Origin of the sequence: Streptomyces sp. NPDC001507, assembly GCF_042894765.1 — a bacterium.
GTDB lineage: Bacteria > Actinomycetota > Actinomycetes > Streptomycetales > Streptomycetaceae > Streptomyces.
This window is the reverse complement of the sequence record NZ_JBIAVV010000010.1, coordinates 179,224-195,367: the sequence shown is the minus strand read 5'-3', so window position 1 is coordinate 195,367 and position 16,144 is coordinate 179,224. Positions and strand designations below refer to the sequence as shown.

16 protein-coding genes and 1 tRNA gene are annotated in these 16,144 nt (G+C 68.0%); 9 read left to right on the top strand and 8 right to left on the bottom strand.

Features of this window, described 5'->3' with window-relative positions; all coding sequences use genetic code 11:
• Positions 1–71: 71 nt before the first annotated feature.
• Positions 72–620, bottom strand: a complete 549-nt coding sequence (locus tag ACFY0K_RS30710) for a DNA-binding protein (protein WP_093500792.1) — start codon at positions 618–620, stop codon at positions 72–74.
• A 184-nt stretch (positions 621–804) separates the two neighbouring features.
• Between ACFY0K_RS30710 and ACFY0K_RS30705 the strand changes: the two genes are divergently transcribed.
• Positions 805–877: transfer RNA gene (locus ACFY0K_RS30705), tRNA-Ala, on the top strand.
• Between the two features lie 83 nt (positions 878–960).
• Here ACFY0K_RS30705 and ACFY0K_RS30700 read toward each other — a convergent pair.
• Together ACFY0K_RS30700 and ACFY0K_RS30695 are read right to left on the bottom strand one after the other, a co-directional pair.
• Positions 961–2,175 carry a DUF6183 family protein gene (locus tag ACFY0K_RS30700; RefSeq protein ID WP_390642548.1) on the bottom strand — a complete coding sequence of 405 codons (1,215 nt, stop codon included), beginning with the start codon at positions 2,173–2,175 and terminating at the stop codon, positions 961–963.
• Positions 2,176–2,320: 145 nt separating this feature from the next.
• Entirely contained in the window at positions 2,321–3,022 is a 702-nt protein-coding gene (locus ACFY0K_RS30695; RefSeq protein WP_390642547.1) for a DUF5324 family protein, read from the bottom strand.
• A 290-nt stretch (positions 3,023–3,312) separates the two neighbouring features.
• Here ACFY0K_RS30695 and ACFY0K_RS30690 point away from each other — a divergent pair, with 290 nt between their 5' ends.
• Positions 3,313–3,846 carry a peptidylprolyl isomerase gene (locus ACFY0K_RS30690; protein WP_390642546.1) on the top strand — a complete coding sequence of 178 codons (534 nt, stop codon included), beginning with the start codon at positions 3,313–3,315 and terminating at the stop codon, positions 3,844–3,846.
• A 99-nt stretch (positions 3,847–3,945) separates the two neighbouring features.
• On the top strand, positions 3,946–4,845 hold the full coding sequence (locus ACFY0K_RS30685) for a rhomboid family intramembrane serine protease (protein ID WP_390642545.1): 900 nt from the start codon (positions 3,946–3,948) through the stop codon (positions 4,843–4,845).
• 258 nt (positions 4,846–5,103) lie between these two features.
• On the opposite strand, the gene crgA is transcribed toward ACFY0K_RS30685, so the two are convergent.
• The gene (gene crgA, locus ACFY0K_RS30680) at positions 5,104–5,358 is read right to left on the bottom strand and encodes a cell division protein CrgA (protein ID WP_351956796.1); all 255 of its coding nucleotides are present in this window, start codon (positions 5,356–5,358) and stop codon (positions 5,104–5,106) included.
• A gap of 152 nt (positions 5,359–5,510) precedes the next feature.
• Between crgA and ACFY0K_RS30675 the strand changes: the two genes are divergently transcribed.
• From ACFY0K_RS30675 to ACFY0K_RS30650, 6 genes are read left to right on the top strand one after another with little or no spacing between them, the layout of a single operon-like run.
• A complete protein-coding gene (locus ACFY0K_RS30675) occupies positions 5,511–6,335 on the top strand; it encodes a DUF881 domain-containing protein (protein WP_390642544.1) in 825 nt (274 codons plus the stop codon).
• Between the two features lie 27 nt (positions 6,336–6,362).
• Entirely contained in the window at positions 6,363–7,046 is a 684-nt protein-coding gene (locus ACFY0K_RS30670; RefSeq protein WP_390642543.1) for a class E sortase, read from the top strand.
• 52 nt (positions 7,047–7,098) lie between these two features.
• Positions 7,099–7,260, top strand: a complete 162-nt coding sequence (locus ACFY0K_RS30665; RefSeq protein WP_099930115.1) for a hypothetical protein — start codon at positions 7,099–7,101, stop codon at positions 7,258–7,260.
• Entirely contained in the window at positions 7,257–7,895 is a 639-nt protein-coding gene (locus ACFY0K_RS30660; protein WP_352355730.1) for an aminodeoxychorismate/anthranilate synthase component II, read from the top strand. Before ACFY0K_RS30665 ends, ACFY0K_RS30660 begins: the two co-directional genes overlap by 4 nt.
• Complete coding sequence (locus ACFY0K_RS30655) at positions 7,892–8,923, top strand: class E sortase (protein ID WP_390642542.1); 1,032 nt, start codon at positions 7,892–7,894, stop codon at positions 8,921–8,923. Before ACFY0K_RS30660 ends, ACFY0K_RS30655 begins: the two co-directional genes overlap by 4 nt.
• Positions 8,924–8,942: 19 nt before the next feature.
• Entirely contained in the window at positions 8,943–9,695 is a 753-nt protein-coding gene (locus ACFY0K_RS30650; RefSeq protein WP_390642541.1) for a class E sortase, read from the top strand.
• 90 nt (positions 9,696–9,785) lie between these two features.
• Here ACFY0K_RS30650 and ACFY0K_RS30645 read toward each other — a convergent pair whose 3' ends face one another.
• The 4 genes from ACFY0K_RS30645 to ACFY0K_RS30630 form a co-directional block, all read right to left on the bottom strand.
• Positions 9,786–10,805 carry a restriction endonuclease gene (locus ACFY0K_RS30645; protein ID WP_390642540.1) on the bottom strand — a complete coding sequence of 340 codons (1,020 nt, stop codon included), beginning with the start codon at positions 10,803–10,805 and terminating at the stop codon, positions 9,786–9,788.
• Between the two features lie 255 nt (positions 10,806–11,060).
• Positions 11,061–13,052 carry a Stk1 family PASTA domain-containing Ser/Thr kinase gene (gene pknB, locus ACFY0K_RS30640; protein ID WP_390642539.1) on the bottom strand — a complete coding sequence of 664 codons (1,992 nt, stop codon included), beginning with the start codon at positions 13,050–13,052 and terminating at the stop codon, positions 11,061–11,063.
• A gap of 169 nt (positions 13,053–13,221) precedes the next feature.
• Positions 13,222–14,706 (bottom strand): penicillin-binding protein 2, encoded by a 1,485-nt coding sequence (locus tag ACFY0K_RS30635; protein ID WP_351956788.1) that lies wholly within the window; start codon positions 14,704–14,706, stop codon positions 13,222–13,224.
• Entirely contained in the window at positions 14,703–16,142 is a 1,440-nt protein-coding gene (locus tag ACFY0K_RS30630; protein ID WP_351956787.1) for an FtsW/RodA/SpoVE family cell cycle protein, read from the bottom strand. The genes ACFY0K_RS30635 and ACFY0K_RS30630 overlap by 4 nt, the downstream gene beginning before the upstream one ends.
• Positions 16,143–16,144: the final 2 nt, after the last annotated feature.

Here is a 16,144-nt window from a genome sequence, read left to right as displayed (position 1 = left end):
CGCGTGCCCCCGCCGTCCAGGCTTGGCCCCGCCCGGTTCACCGGACCCCCTCCGGTGCGCCGGGCCGAGGCTCAGCTCTGGTGCGACTGGTAGTGCGTGACCGCGTCCGACGTGCGGCCGGCCCCGTACACCCGGAGGAACTCCGCGAGCTCCGGGTGGGACGGAGCGAGTGTGTCGGCCGCGTCGATGATGTCACCGGCGGCGGCCACCGAGCGCAGCAACGACTGGATCTCGCGAACCACCCGCTTGACCGTCGGCGCCCCCGAACCACTGGTCGTCTGCGTGGTGTTGCTGAGCACCGAGCCCCCCTGGGACTTCTTGATCTCGTCCATGCGCTCCGTCGCCTCGGCCGCGCTCACGCTGCCGTCCGCGACCTGAGCCGAGAGGTCCTGGAGCAGCTGCACCCGCTGGACCACGGCCGGGTTGCCGATCTTCGCCCGCTGCCCGCTCATCAGCTGCGACAGCATGGGCGCGGACAGTCCGAGGACCGCCGCGAGACGTGCCTGGTTGAGCCCCAGGTCGTCGATGAGCTTACGGAAGAGCGCCCCCAGCGGCTCTCCGTACCAGTTCCGCTGCAGCTCCCGCGCTCTGGCGGTGGCTTCCTGCTGTGCGGCGTCCATTGCGTCTCCCCATCGCTTCCCCAAAAAAACCACGGTTCGCTACAGCGAACCCCGCCGAGCATCTTACGGAGAGTGGTCATCTGCGGGGACCCCCAATCTTTTTGCGAGGTACGGGGGGTGACCCGGTACTCTGGTCTGCGGCACCGACCTCGCGGACCTTCCGCCGGCCGGTCGCTTCCCGTACGGGGCCTTAGCTCAGTTGGTAGAGCGCCGTCTTTGCATGGCGGATGTCAGGGGTTCGACTCCCCTAGGCTCCACAACAGACCCCTCTGACCTGCGGAGACGCAGTCAGGGGGGTCTCTTTTTGCCTCCCTTCCGGTCGACGGCTCTCGTGGAGGGATCAGTCGGTGTCCGTGGCGGTGAGGACCGCGATCTCCTGCCCGCCCGCGCGCAAGACGGCCACAGCCAGGTCCCAGGCCACCAGGCAGAACCAGTCCGACGACGGGTCGGCCACGAACCAGTGCGCCTGCTCGACCAGCCTGGCCGTGTGCCCGATCGGCGCGTCCGGAGCGGCGCCGACCAGGCCGCCGAGGGAACGCCAGGCAGCGAGCCGCCCATACGCACCGAACCTGGCGTTGCCGTAGGCGGGACTGCGCACCGCCGCGGTGAGCAGTACCCGCAGCACCCTGCCGGAACTGGCCGGGTGCAGCCGGACCCTCGTCTCTCCCGCGGGCCACGCGGTGAGCGGCAGCCGCTCGAAGACGACTGCGAAGTCGTCCGGTGAGACGGCGGAGGCGGACCAGAACTCCTGCGCGGCGACCACGCCGTTGGACTCCTCCACCCAGTGCCGCACCGCGGCGCTCATGGCCTCGGCCGACTCCGCAACGGTGATCTCCGCCGGATCGGCCGCGCCGCCGCGCCGGCGCATCTCCGGCGAGACACGGAGTCCGGGCTGGTCGCTCTGCCTCTCCACCGCTGCCGGGGACAAGGCCCACGTCCAGTCGGGCGGGGCGTGCGGCGGCCGGAGCAGCGCCCGCTCCGCCGGCAGCAGGTACAGCGGCAGCGGCGCGAGCGGATGCCCCTCCGCCACGAGCGCCTCGCCGAAGAACTGCAGAACGGGGTGCTCCGGGACTGCGACGCCCCGGAGCACCAGCTCCTGCAGCAGGCAGGCCTTGAACTCGTCCGACGCCGCGCTGCCGAGCTGCTCGCCGTAGACGGCCGGGACGATGTCCGCGGGCCGGTGCCCCAGGGCCACCAGGTGGGCCAGGCGCCGCTCGGCCCGGGTCTGTGCCGGCCCTCCGGCCTGCACGCTGACCGGCAGGCACAGCAACGCGCGCAGGCTCTGCCGCCCCTCCGATGCGGCAAGAGCTGTCTGCAACCGGTCGAGCAGGAAGACGTGTGCGGACGGATCCTCGCCTCCACGGGAGGCCCGCCGGGCGAGCTCCGCGCCGAGCAGCGTCGTCCACTCGAAGTCCCCGGACGAAACCCGATGCCGGATCTCCTCACCGAGTGCGCTCGCGGCCGAGAAGCCGCCGTCCAGGAGTTCTTCGATCCGTCGAGTCGTGTCGCCGTCCATGGTGGAGTCACTCTGCCGCACGATCGTCCCGGCGGACATCGATTTCCGCTTCGGCCCCTCTGTGCTCCACAGCAAACCCCCCTGACCTGCGTAAACGCGGTCAGGGGGGGTTGCGGGTCCCGTCCGTGCGGTCAGCCGTCCGGTTTCACGTGAAACGACGTGCGCCCAAGCGCGGCCGACCGGCTCAGCGGTTCTTGTCGTCCCGGGACCGGGACCCGTGCTCCTCGGCCTCCTTCGCCTGGACCTCGGGGTCGAGCGGGGAACTGCCGTCCACCGAGCCGAGACGGCCCGCGTCCGGGACCTCCGTGGCGGCCGGGGGCTCGACCAGCCAGTCCGGGTTGGCCTGCTTGTCCCACCACTTCCAGGCAGCGAAGGCCGCACCGGCCAGCACGCCGAACACCGCGAACGCCTTGAACGCACGGCCGCACGACGACCGCCGCTGATTCCGGCGGGCCAGCTTCTCGATCTGATCGGCCGAAACGTTGCCGCGCAGCGCGGCCAGCGCGGCGGCACCCCGCGCGGTCGCCTCCTCACGGACCGGCACGGCTGCCGCCACCGCCTGCTCGATCCTCGGGCGCGAGTAGTCGGCGGCCTGTCGGGCGGCCTTGCGTGTCAGGTCGGCGGCGTCGTGCGCCGCCTGGTCCATCCTCGGCGGTACATGGGTGCGGGCCTGCTCCAGGCGCGGCACGAGACGGGCGTCGTACTGGACGCGGGCCTGCTCAGCGGCCTGCGACACCACGGGCGCGAGCCGTACGCGTGCCTCCTGTGCGTAGTACGCGGCACGCTCCTTGGCCGTGTCGGCGTAGGGCGCCACCGCTTCCGCGGCGTGCCGCACGCTGTCCTTCGCCGAACTGGTCGCGGCGCGCACGCTGTCTTTGCGGGTCACGGGTTTCCTCCTCCTCGGTGGCGTACGGTAATTCGACTTTCCACCCTTTTACGGATCATGCCTGTCCGCGCGCCGGGCGGCGCGCGAGGACGGGCATACGGGTGCAACCAGAGCTAAGAGGGGCTTGTCCACGACAATGCCACGGATCGACGCCACGCGCCCCCGCATGACAGAAGGGGTTCCGCAAGTGATTCGTGAGGATCCGCGCCCGGAAGCTCCAGGCGGGCATCGAAGACGCCGTACCGTGCGAGGATCGGGGCACTGAACCCGAGCACAACGGAAGGCAGACCGTGGCCGAGCAGCTCTACGCCACCCTGAAGACCAGCCTCGGCGACATCGAGGTCCGGCTCTTCCCGAACCACGCGCCCAAGACGGTCAGGAACTTCGTCGAACTGGCGCAGGGTGAGCGTGAGTGGACCCACCCGGCCACCGGCGCCGTCACCACCGACCCGCTCTACGACGGCACCGTCTTCCACCGGGTCATCAGCGGCTTCATGATCCAGGGCGGCGACCCTCTCGGCACCGGCATCGGCGGCCCCGGCTACAAGTTCGAGGACGAGTTCCACCCCGACCTGCGCTTCGACCGCCCCTACCTGCTCGCCATGGCCAACGCCGGCCCCCGCACCAACGGCTCCCAGTTCTTCATCACGGTCAACCCCGCTCCCCACCTCAACCGCAAGCACACCATCTTCGGCGAGGTCGTGGACCCGGCCGGCCAGAAGGTCGTGGACAGCATCGCCGCCGTCCCCGTCAGCGGACCCAACAAGCGGCCGGTGAACGACGTGGTCATCGAGACGGTCGTCGTCGCGAAGCGCGCCGGCTGACCGGGGACGAAAGGAAAGCACCCGAAGGGAACCAAACGCCCCGCTCGTCCGTAAGGATGAGCGGGGCGGAACACTGCCCACGACGAGCGAGGGGACCCCATGGAGGACCAGGCGACAGGCAGCGCGCGCGACGCCCACAGCCTGCCCAAGTGCTACCGGCACCCGGACCGGGAGACCGGCGTGCGCTGCACCCGCTGCGAGCGCCCCATCTGCCCCGAGTGCATGGTCAGCGCCTCCGTCGGCTTCCAGTGCCCCGACTGCGTCCGCGGCACCACCGAGGGCCACAGCGGCCCGCCCCCCGCCGCCTCCCGGCCCCGCACCCTCGCCGGCGGCACGATGACCGCCGACCCACGCCTGCTCACCAAGATCCTGATCGGCATCAACATCGCCGTCTTCCTGGTCGAGCTCTCCGTCGGCAACAGCTTCACCAACCGGTTCGACCTGATCGGCCAGGCCTATTTCCCGCAGTACGGCGACGTCGAGGGCATCGCCCAGGGCCAGTACTACCGCATGCTGACCTCGATGTTCCTGCACGACAGCTCGAGCCCCATGCACATCGTGTTCAACATGCTCAGCCTCTGGTGGATCGGCGGCCCCCTGGAAGCCGCCCTCGGCCGCGCCCGCTACATCACGCTCTACTTCGTCTCCGGACTGGCCGGCAGCGCCCTCACCTATCTGCTCGCCGCCCAGAACCAGCCCTCGCTCGGCGCCTCCGGCGCGATCTTCGGCCTCTTCGGCGCCACCGCGGTGCTCATCCGCCGGCTCAACTACGACATGCGGCCGATCATCGCCCTGCTGGTGATCAACCTCATCTTCACGTTCAGCGGCGGCATCGCCTGGCAGGCCCACATCGGCGGCCTGGTCGCCGGTGTCGTCACCGGCTACGCGATGGTGCACGCCCCGCGCGAGCGGCGGAACCTGATTCAGTACGGCACATGCGCCCTGGTGCTGGTGGTGGCGGTCGTCCTGACCCTGGTCAGAACCGCTCAGCTCACCTGATCACGGCGGCTCACCGCACCGATACCGAACCGTTGTCCACAGTCGGTCGCGGATCTTGTGCACAACGTGCGCGCACAACTGTGCCCCCTGCCTCTCACTTGCGTTTCCGCAGGTCAGGTAGGGGGCGAACAGTCAGGCGAAGGGTGTTGTGGTAGTCGTACCGGCGTCAACACCCAACGGGTTATCCACAGATCGTCTTCTTTTCCCCAGGTCCATACACAGGCCTGTGGATAACTCAGCGGATAACCCTGGGCAGAGCTACTTCCACTGCGTGGAGACGCCGAAGCCGGCCGCGATGAAGCCGAAGCCCACGACGATGTTCCAGTTGTCGAGGCTGTCGATCGGCAGTGAACCGTCGGTCACGTAGAAGACGACGATCCAGGCCAGCCCGATGAGGAACATGGCCAGCATCACCGGCGCGACCCAGGCGCGATTGTTGAGCTTGATGGCGGTCGCCTGCTTCGCCGGGGGCGGCGTGTAGTCGGCCTTCTTGCGGATACGTGACTTCGGCACGAGGGTCTCTCCTGTCGATGCGCTGCGTGGCCGCGCAGGTAACTGGGTCGGGCTCGGGGCAGCGTACAAGGGGACAGTAAGGGCAGACTGAGCGCTCCCCCGGGCGTCCGTTAGCGTAGTGCTTCCGTGGCGCTGAAGGAGATAAGGGTACGTTGAGCAATTCTGCCGACTCCAACGCGACCGGATCAACGGGTTCCGGCCCCGTCGGCGAGGGCGGTTCCCGGCCCGGCCTCCGCCCACGCTTGCGGCCAGGCTTCCGTCCGGCGCGGATCCTCACCGTGGGCGTCTTCGCCCTGGCCGGTCTGCTCTTCTTCACCAGCTTCAACACGGCCAAGGGCACCGACATCCGCTCGGACGACAACCTGCTCAAACTCTCCGACCTGATCCAGGAGCACAGCCGCAAGAACAAGGAGCTGGACGAGTCCAACGCGAGCACCCGTGACCAGAACGAGAAGCTCGCCAAGCGCGACGACGGCTCCACCAAGGCCCAGGACGACCAGCTCGCCGGCCTGGAGAAGGACGCGGGCACCCAGAAGCTGACCGGCAAGGCGATCACCGTCACGCTGAACGACGCCCCGCCGAACGCCACCGCCAAGCTTCCGGGCTACCCCGAGCCGCAGCCCGACTACCTGGTCATCCACCAGCAGGACCTGCAGGCCGTGGTGAACGCCCTGTGGCAGGGTGGCGCCCAGGGTGTCAAGGTCATGGACCAGCGGCTGATCTCCACCAGCGCCGTGCGCTGCGTGGGCAACACGCTGATCCTCCAGGGCCGGGTCTACTCACCGCCGTACAAGATCCAGGCGATCGGCGACCCGGCGAAGATGCAGAAGTCGCTCGCGGACTCCGAGGCGATCCAGAACTACATGGTGTACGTGAACGTGTACGGACTCGGCTGGAAAGTGACCGAGGACGGAACGGTGACTCTTCCGGGCTACTCGGGCACAGTGGATCTGCACTACGCGAAGCCCGTGGAGTAAGCAGCTCGTCACTTTCTGGAGCCGCCGGTGCGCGTGATCGTCAGGACCGTCAGCGAGCTCTGCATCACCGTCGGCACGCTCATCGTGCTCTTCGTCGCGTACGTGCTGTTCTGGACCGGTGTGAAGGCCGACAGTGTGATGCACGACCAGATCGACCAGTTACAGCGGCAGTGGTCGGCGAAGGCGACGGTGCACCCCACGGCGAAGGCGAGTACCGCACCCGTGATCCCCGCCGCGTACCACTACGGCAGGCCCTTCGCGATCATGTACATCCCCCGGTTCGGTTTCACGTGGAACAAGCCGGTCCTGGAGGGCACCGGCACCGATGTGCTGAAGAAGGGCCTCGCCCACTACGCCCGGACCGCCGGGCTGGGCCAGGTGGGCAACTTCGCGGTCGCCGGCCACCGGCGCACCTACGGCGACCCGTTCCTCGACTTCCCGGAGCTGCGCAAGGGCGATGCGATCGTCCTGACGGACGGGACGACCTGGTTCACGTATCGGATCGACAAAGGGCCCTACAAAACAGTTCCGACGGACGTTGAAGTGATCGACCCTGTGCCACGTAAGTCGGGGTATACGCGTCCGGGGCGCTATCTCACGCTGACCACGTGCGATCCGGAATGGGGGCACAGCCATCGGCTGATCGTCTGGGCGCACTTGGACTCCACACAGCCCGTGGAGTCAGGCAGACCCAAGGCGCTGCGCCGTTAGTCTGGTGCAGTACGGCGGGATTCTGGTGCCGTGGTGGAACGGAAGGGACGGCATGTACGGCTGGATCTGGCGGCATCTGCCGGGCAACGCGTGGGTGAAGGCGCTGATCTCACTCCTGCTGGTCCTGGCCGTGGTCTACGTCCTCTTCCAGTACGTCTTCCCCTGGGCCGAACCGCTGCTGCCCTTCAACGATGTGACGGTGGACAACCAGTGAGCGCGCGGATTCTCGTCGTCGACAACTACGACAGCTTCGTCTTCAACCTGGTCCAGTACCTGTACCAGCTGGGCGCCGAGTGCGAGGTGCTGCGCAACGACGAAGTGTCGACGGCGCATGCCCAGGACGGGTTCGACGGGGTGCTGCTCTCGCCCGGTCCCGGGACGCCGGAGGAGGCGGGCGTCTGCGTGGACATGGTCCGGCACTGCGCCGCGACCGGCGTCCCGGTCTTCGGCGTCTGCCTCGGCATGCAGTCGATGCAGGTGGCGTACGGCGGTGTGGTGGACCGGGCGCCGGAGCTGCTGCACGGCAAGACCTCGCTGGTCGAGCACGGTGGCAAGGGCGTCTTCGCGGGCCTGCCCTCGCCCTTCACCGCGACCCGCTACCACTCGCTGGCCGCGGAGCCGGCGACGGTGCCGGCGGAGCTGGAGGTGACCGCCCGCACCCACGACGGGATCATCATGGGCCTCAGGCACCGTGAACTCCCGGTGGAGGGCGTGCAGTTCCATCCAGAGTCGGTTCTGACCGAGCACGGGCACCGGATGCTGGCCAACTGGCTGGTGGAGTGCGGTGACCAGGGTGCCGTGGCGAGGTCGGTGGGGCTCGCCCCGGTGGTGGGCAGGGCCACGGCGTGACCGCGCTGCGCCCCGAGCGCGAGACCGGTGCCTCGTACGGGGGTCAGCCGTACGAGGGGTCAGGCGCGCTCGGGGAGACGGCGTTCCTGCCGCCCCTTCCGCAGATCGACGAGGAGACGGTCGCGCTGCGGATCCCTGATCCGCCGCCCATATCGGCCTCTGCGGGCACAGCAGCCCCTTCAGGCACGGGAACCCCAGGAGGCGGCCGAGCGGCCCGCAGAAAGGCCGCCAAGCGGCGCGGCGGGCGCCATGGCGGCGCACCGGAGACCGTGTCGCCGGAGAACGCCGCGCCCGGCGCCGCGCCGGGGCGGCCGCTCTCCCGGGTTGAGGCCCGTCGGCAGCAGCGGCTGCGCAAGCCCAGTCCGGCCGTCATGGCGAGCCGGGCCATAGGCGAGGTGTTCATCACCACGGGTGTGCTGATGCTGCTGTTCGTCACCTACCAGCTGTGGTGGACGAACGTCCGCGCCCACGCCCAGGCCGGCAGCGAGGCCAGCAGTCTGCAGAAGGACTGGGCGAGCGGCAAACGCGCCCCCGGTGTCTTCGCGCCCGGGCAGGGCTTCGCCATCCTGCACATCCCCAAGCTGGACGTGGTGGCGCCGATCGCCGAGGGCGTCAGCAACAAGAAGGTCCTCGACAAGGGGATGGTCGGGCACTACGGCGAGGGCGCGCTGAAGACCGCGATGCCGCAGGACAAGACCGGCAACTTCGGTCTGGCCGCGCACCGCAACACGCACGGTGAGCCGTTCCGGTACATCAACAAGCTGGTGGCCGGTGACGCGGTCGTCGTCGAGACGCAGGACGAGTACTACGTGTACAAGGTGACGTCGATGCTGCCGGTGACGTCCCCGAGCAACGTGAGCGTGCTGGACCCGGTGCCGAAGGGTTCGGGATTCACCCAGCCCGGCCGGTACATCACACTCACCACCTGTACACCGGAGTTCACCAGCAAGTACCGGTTGATCGTGTGGGGCAAGATGGTCGAGGAACGCCCGCGCAGCAAGGGCAAGCCGGACGCGCTCGTCGAGTAAGGGCAGAGGCAGAGGAACTGTGGCAGCGACCACCGACGACACCGAAGAGCAGACCGACGCGCCCGACGCGGCGCCCGCCGCGCGCCGCCGGCCGACCGGCCCGATCGCCATGGCGGTCAGCGTCTTCGGTGAACTCCTCATCACGGCGGGCCTGGTGCTCGGCCTGTTCGTCGTCTACTCGCTGTGGTGGACGAACGTGATAGCGGACCGCAAGGCCGACCGGGCGGGCGAGAAGGTCCGGGAGACCTGGGCCCACCAGCAGGACACCGGTCCAGGCGCGCTGGACACGAAGAACGGCATCGGCTTCCTGCACGTGCCGTCGATGAAGAACGGCGAGGTCCTGGTCGAGAAGGGCACGTCCACCGACGTCCTGAACAACGGCGTGGCCGGCTACTACACGGACCCGGCCAAGGCCGTGCTCCCCACCACCGGCAAGACCGGCAACTTCACCCTCGCCGCGCACCGCGACGGCCACGGCGCCAAGTTCCACAACATCGACAAGGTGAAGGTCGGCGACCCGGTCGTCTTCGAGACCCGCGACGACTGGTACGTCTACAAGGTCTACGACATCCTTCCCGAGACCTCGAAGTACAACGTCAAGGTCCTCTCCCAGATCCCCAAGGAGTCCGGCAAGACCAAGCCGGGGCACTACATCACCCTGACGACGTGCACGCCGGTGTACACGAGCCGCTACCGCTATGTGGTCTGGGGCGAGCTGGTCCGCGTGCAGAAGGTGGACAGCAAGCGCACGCTGCCGAAGGAACTGAGCTGACAGGCCTGCTTGCTGGGCATCTGTCGCCTAGCATGGCGGAGGCCCGAAGCCGCAACTAGGACTTGCGGCTTCGGGCCTTGTTGCTCGGGGTCACCTCAGGCCTTTGAGGGGTGCTCCCGCGCTCCACGCCTCCAAATCGTGGCGGTCCACCATGACGACCCCGCTCAGTTCGGCGATGGCCTGGGCTTCGCTGCTGCAGTTGCAGGTGGCTACGAAGAGGGCGACATCCACTCGATCGACTGCTCGTGCGGCGCCCGCGAACTTCTGCATGTCGGCGCTGCGGATGGATCGTCGGCTCGTGTGGTTCTTGCACTGTACGGCCACGGTGCGTCCCTCGGCGGTGCGTGCTGTGACGTCGATGCCTCGGTCTTTGTGTGCCTGTCGCACGACGATGTCCGTGCAGCCGTCGCGGCGCAGGAGATCGGCGACGTGTCGTTCGAGTGCCTGCCAGGTCATGCCCTTGAGCTCCGCGGAGACTTCTGGAGCGCGTCCTTCCTCCAGGAAGCTGATGCGCCGGTGGTGCTGGCACAACCTGCGTTCCACGTGCTCGATGTCCTGCCGGAGTTCGAGGAGCTCGTGGCGGTGTTCGCCGGCTGAGGCAATGAGGGCGTTGAACATCGGAACGACGGTCTTCCCGAGGATGTGGGTGATGCGCTGGTCGATGCGGTCGTCGAGAGACGCGACGTGGGTCGCGACCGGGTTTTCCACAGACTGTGTCCGGGCCAGGTACTCCATGTCGAGCAGGTACACACGTACCTGACGTGCGACTTCGCTGTCGCGGAGCAGCATGGCGACGTTGAGGACGCCTCGGCGGGAGAAAAGGGCGAGGGATGCGGTGCGCGACTGAATCCCACTGAGTTGCTTGAAGTCACTCAGTTCCGGGCCTGTCAGCACTCGATAGCCGTTCGCTTCCAACTCCGCCCTGTGATCATGCACCAGGGCCCGGACTGCCTCGGCTGTGACTTCGAAGTACGCCGCCACCATCGCCGTGGTCACATGCATCCCGTCCGGCAGCAGTGACAGCGCCTTCACCCTGTCGAGCACGTCGGTGCGGTCCAGCACGCTGTTGCGCAGGCTCTGCGATTCCAGTAGTGCCGATTCGTTGATCACGCTCTGCCCCTTCGATCGTGATGTGGCCAGACGGCCAGGGCAGAGCTGCGAGTCCCCACCCGATCTGATCAACGACTTGTCGGAGGGGAAGGCACGATCGATACCAGAGCGGATGTTCAAGGGCAGCGTGTCCTGCGCGGGTGCATGAAGCGCTCGGCCCCGCCGAGCCGAAGCTCGGCGGGGCCGAGGAGAGCCTGTCTTGGGCTGACCAGGAGCTTCGCCCTGGCAGGCTCCTTTGTCGATGCGTGCGGAACGTCAGCCGAAGGTACCGCCGAAGAAGTTGGTACCGCCGTTGTTGCCGCCGTTGTTGCCGTTGCCGACGCTCTGCGTTGTCAGCGTGATCGTCGTGCTGCCGGGGTCGGTTTCGGGGGTGTTGGCCGCCGGGTCCTGGCCGGTGACGATCGCGTTGTCGCTGGAGTCGCCGTTGATCTGGATCTGGGTGAAGCCGACCGCCTGCAGGGTCTGCCTGGCCTGCTTCACGGTCTGACCGAACACGCTCGGCACGGCCGTCTGCTGCTGGGCCTTGCCGATCTGGATGTTCACCGTGGAGTTCTTCTTGACCTGCGTGCCCGCCTGCGGGTCGGTAGAGACGACCTTGTCGACCTGGTTGGGGTCGGTGGTGGCCACGTCGGTGCAGTTGCCGACAAGGTTGTTCTGCGCCATCTGGGCCTTGGCCGCGTCACAGGTCTGGCCCGTGACGTCCGGGACCGTGGACTTCTCCTCGGCCTTGGCGACGGTGAGGGTGATCGTGGTGCCCTTCTCCACCTCCGCGCCGAGGGTCGGGTTCTGCTCCAGGACCGTGCCCGGGTCCTCACCGGAGACCTGCTGCTTCGTCTTGACGACGAACTTGTACTTGTCGCCCTCGAGCGTGGTCTTGGCGTCGTCGATGTTCTGGCCGACGACGCTCGGTACGACCACCTTGGGTGCGCCCGTCGACACCACCAGGTTGATCGTGTCGCCCTTGTGCACGTCCGAGTTCGCCGCGGGGTCCTGGGAGCAGACGCTGCCCTTGGGCGCGTTGTTGCAGGTCTTCCGGGTCGGCGTACCCAGCTTCAGGCCCGAGTTGTCGGCCATCTTCTGCGCGTCCGCGTAGGTGTGGCCGACGAAGTCCGGGGCCGCGAAGGGTTTGTCCGCACCGCCCCCGCTGACCACCCATTTCCCGATCAGGATCGAGCCGACCAGCACGAGGATGCCCGCGACCACGAGCAGGATCGTGGACGTGTTGTTCTTCTTTTTCTGCTGGCGGCGGCGGTCCGGGCGTTCGTCGTAGCCGTAGCCGCCGTCGTCCGGGTTCATCGGGGGGAGCATGGTGGTGGCGCCGGCGTCGGAGCGCATGGCCGTGGTCGGCATGTCGTCCGGGTAGCCGCCGTAGCCGACGGAGCCCATGGCCGCGGTGGCCGCGACCGGCTGGCCGTCCAGGCACGCCTCGATGTCGGCGCGCATCTCGTCGGCCGACTGGTATCGGTAGTTCGGGTCCTTGACCAGGGCCTTCAGGACGATGGCGTCCATCTCGGGCGTGATCTCGGGATCGAAGACCGACGGGGGCTGGGGCTCCTCGCGGACGTGCTGGTAGGCGACCGCGACCGGGCTGTCGCCGACGAAGGGCGGCCGTACCGTCAGCAGCTCGTAGAGGAGGCAACCCGTCGAGTAGAGGTCCGAGCGGGCGTCGACCTGCTCGCCCTTGGCCTGCTCCGGGGAGAGGTACTGGGCGGTGCCGATGACGGCCGCCGTCTGGGTCATGGTCATGCCGGCGTCGCCCATGGCGCGGGCGATGCCGAAGTCCATGACCTTGACCTGGCCGTTGCGCGTCAGCATGACGTTCGCCGGCTTGATGTCACGGTGGACGATGCCGCTGCGGTGCGCGTACTCCAGGCCCTGGAGGATGCCGATGGTCATCTCCATCGCGCGCTCGGGCAGCAGCTTGCGCCCGGAGTGCAGCAGCTCGCGCAGCGTCGAGCCGTCCACGTACTCCATGACGATGTACGGGATCGAGACCCCGTCGATGTAGTCCTCGCCCGTGTCGTAGACCGCGACGATCGCGGGATGGTTGAGCGAGGCGGCCGACTGGGCCTCCCGGCGGAACCGGGCCTGGAAGGACGGGTCGCGCGCGAGGTCCGCGCGCAGCGTCTTCACCGCCACCGTGCGGCCGAGCCGCGTGTCATGGGCGAGGTATACCTCCGCCATGCCACCACGGCCGAGCACGTGGCCCAGCTCGTACCGGCCGCCGAGGCGACGCGGCTCTTCCATAGTTCCCTACCAGCCCTCTCCGTCGGTCCCGACCGGCACGGGTGTGCGGTCGGAGGCTGCCGTCCGGGCCTACCGTACCCGGCTGTGTTTGTGTGACCTGGCCAAGCCCGTAACCCGATACAGGACCGGTATGTCAACGTGCACCGATGTGAAGGGGACGTGAGCGGGGTCACTTCTTGGAGTTGATGACCGCCTCCATCACGCTCTTCGCGATCGGGGCCGCCAGGCCGCCGCCGGAGATGTCGTCACGGTTGGCCTGGTCGTCCTCGATCACCACGGCGACGGCGACCGGCTTGCTGCCGTCGGGGAGCTTGGCGTAGGAGATGAACCAGGCGTAGGGGTTCGCGCTGTTCTCCACGCCGTGCTGGGCGGTACCGGTCTTGCCGCCGACGGTGATGCCGTTGATCTGCGCGTTCTTGCCGGTGCCGTCCTTGACGACCGTCTCCATCATGGACTGCAGGATCTGGGCGTTCGAGGAGGTCAGCGGCTGGCTCATCTCCTGGGGGTCGGTCTGGGAGACGGTGTCCAGGTTCGACGACTGCAGCTTGTCGATCATGTACGGCTTCATCAGCTTGCCGTCGTTGGCGACCGCCGAGGCGACCATGGCCATCTGCAGCGGGGTCGCGGCGGTGTTGTACTGGCCGATCGAGGAGAGCGCGGTCTGCGACTGGTTCATGTTGTCCGAGAAGACCGAGGCGCTGGAGCGGACCGGGGTGAACTGCTCGGCGTCGAAGCCGAACTTCTTCGCCTCGGCGAGCATCTTGTCGTTGCCGAGATCGGCGCCGATCTTGCCGAAGACGGTGTTGCAGGAGTACTTGAGCGCGTTCCGCATGGTCGCGTTCTTGCAGGGGATGTTGCCCTCGTTCTTCAGCTCGGTGGTGGTGCCGGGCATGACGTAGGGCAGCGGGGAGTTGGTGTTGTCGTCGGCCGACTTGTAGAGCCCGTTCTCCAGGGCGGCTGCGGCCGTGACGACCTTGAACGTGGAGCCAGGCGGGTAGGTCTCGCGCAGCGCCCGGTTCAGCATCGGGTCGTTCGGGTTGTATTTCTTCTGCAGCTTCTTCCAGGCCGCGGCGTCGGTGTCCGAGGCGCCGGCGAAGCTGGAGGGGTCGTACGACGGGTAGGAGGCGAGGGCCAGGATCTTGCCCGTGGAGGGCTCGAGCGCGACCACCGCGCCCTTGCCGCCCTGTGCTTTCAGGCCGTTGTACGCGGCCTTCTGCGCGGCCGCGCTGAGGGTGGTGACGACGTTGCCGCCCTGCTTCTGCTTGCCCGTGATCATGTCGAGGGTGTTGCGGAAGAAGAGCCGGTCGTCGTTGCCGGTGAGGATGCCGTCCTCCACGGACTCCATCAGGTTGGCGCCGAAGGCCTGGGAGGCGAACCCGGTGACCGGCGACCACATGGGGCCGTCCTTGTACGTGCGCTTGTACTTGAGGTCGTTGAGACCGGAGGAGTTGGTCGCCGTGGAGCCGGTGATCGGGTTGCCGTCGACGATGATGTCGCCGCGCGGGGTGGAGTAGCGGGCGATGGTGACGCGGCGGTTGAGGGTGTCCTGGCGCAGGGTGTCGGCCTTGACGTACTGGAGCCAGTTGTCGCGCAGCAGCAGGGTGAGGACGAGGAGGCCGCAGAAGATCGCGATTCGGCGCAGGGGCTTGTTCATGACGGGCGGACCACCTGGGTCATCTCGGCATCGGGGTTGCTGACGGGGGCGGGCGCCGGGCGCCGTGCGGTGTCGCTGATTCTGATGAGGATGCCGATGAGCGCCCAGTTGGCGATCACGGACGAACCGCCGTACGCCAGGAACGGCATCGTCATACCGGTCAGCGGGATCAGGCCCATCACACCGCCCGCGACGACGAAGACCTGGAGGGCCATCGCGCCGGAGAGGCCGACGGCCAGCAGCTTGCCGAAGGGGTCGCGGGCGGCGAGGGCGGTGCGCACGCCGCGCTCCACGATCAGGCCGTAGATCAGCAGGATCGCCATGATGCCGGCCAGGCCGAGCTCCTCGCCGAAGGTGGCGAGGACGAAGTCGGAGTTGGCGGCGAACCGGATCAGGTCCGAGTGGCCCTGGCCGAGACCGGTGCCGAGGGTGCCGCCGGAGCCGAAGGCCCACAGGGCCTGCATCGACTGCTCGGAGTGGCCGGCCACGCCCTGCTGGCTGAGCTTGTACTCCTTCAGCGGGTTGAGCCAGGCCTGGACGCGCTGCTGGACGTGCGGTTCGAAGCTCGCGACACCGACGGCGCCGGCCGCGGACATCAGCAGACCGAAGACGATCCAGCTGGTCCGCTCGGTGGCGACGTACAGCATGATGACGAACATTCCGAAGAACAGCAGCGAGGTGCCGAGGTCGGTCTCGAAGACCAGGATCAGGATCGAGATGAACCAGACGACCAGGATCGGGCCGAGGTCGCGGCCGCGGGGCAGGTAGAGGCCGATGAAGCGGCGGCTGGCGAGGGCGAGCGCGTCGCGCTTCACCATCAGGTAGCCGGCGAAGAAGATCGCCAGGACGATCTTCGCGAACTCACCGGGCTGGATGGAGAACCCGGCGACCGAGATCCAGATCTTCGCGCCGTAGATGTTGGCGCCGAGGCCCGGCACGAGCGGCAGCAGCAGCAGGGTCAGCGCGCCGACCATGGAGATGTACGTGTAGCGCTGCAGGACGCGGTGGTCCTTCAGGAAGATCAGCACCACGATGAACAGGGCGATGCCCATCGCGGTGTACATCAGCTGGCGGGGTGCCGCCGTGCCCGCCTGCTTGATGGACTGCAGCAGCTTGGACTGGTCCAGCCGCCAGATGACGACGAGCCCGAGGCCGTTGAGGAGCGTGGCCAGCGGCAGCAGCAGCGGGTCGGCGTACGGCGCGAACCGGCGTACGGCGAGGTGGCCGACGCCGGCCAGCAGCCCGAGGCCGAGACCGTAGCTGAGCAGGCCGGCCGGCACCTTGTTGTCGATGGCAAGGCCCACGTTGGCGTAGGCGAACACCGGGATGACGACGGCGAACACCAGGAGCGCCAGCTCGGTGTTGCGTCGGCTGGGTGCGCCGATGGCACCGATCGTGGACGTGTGATGGGTCGAGCTGTTGGTGGAACTACTCATCG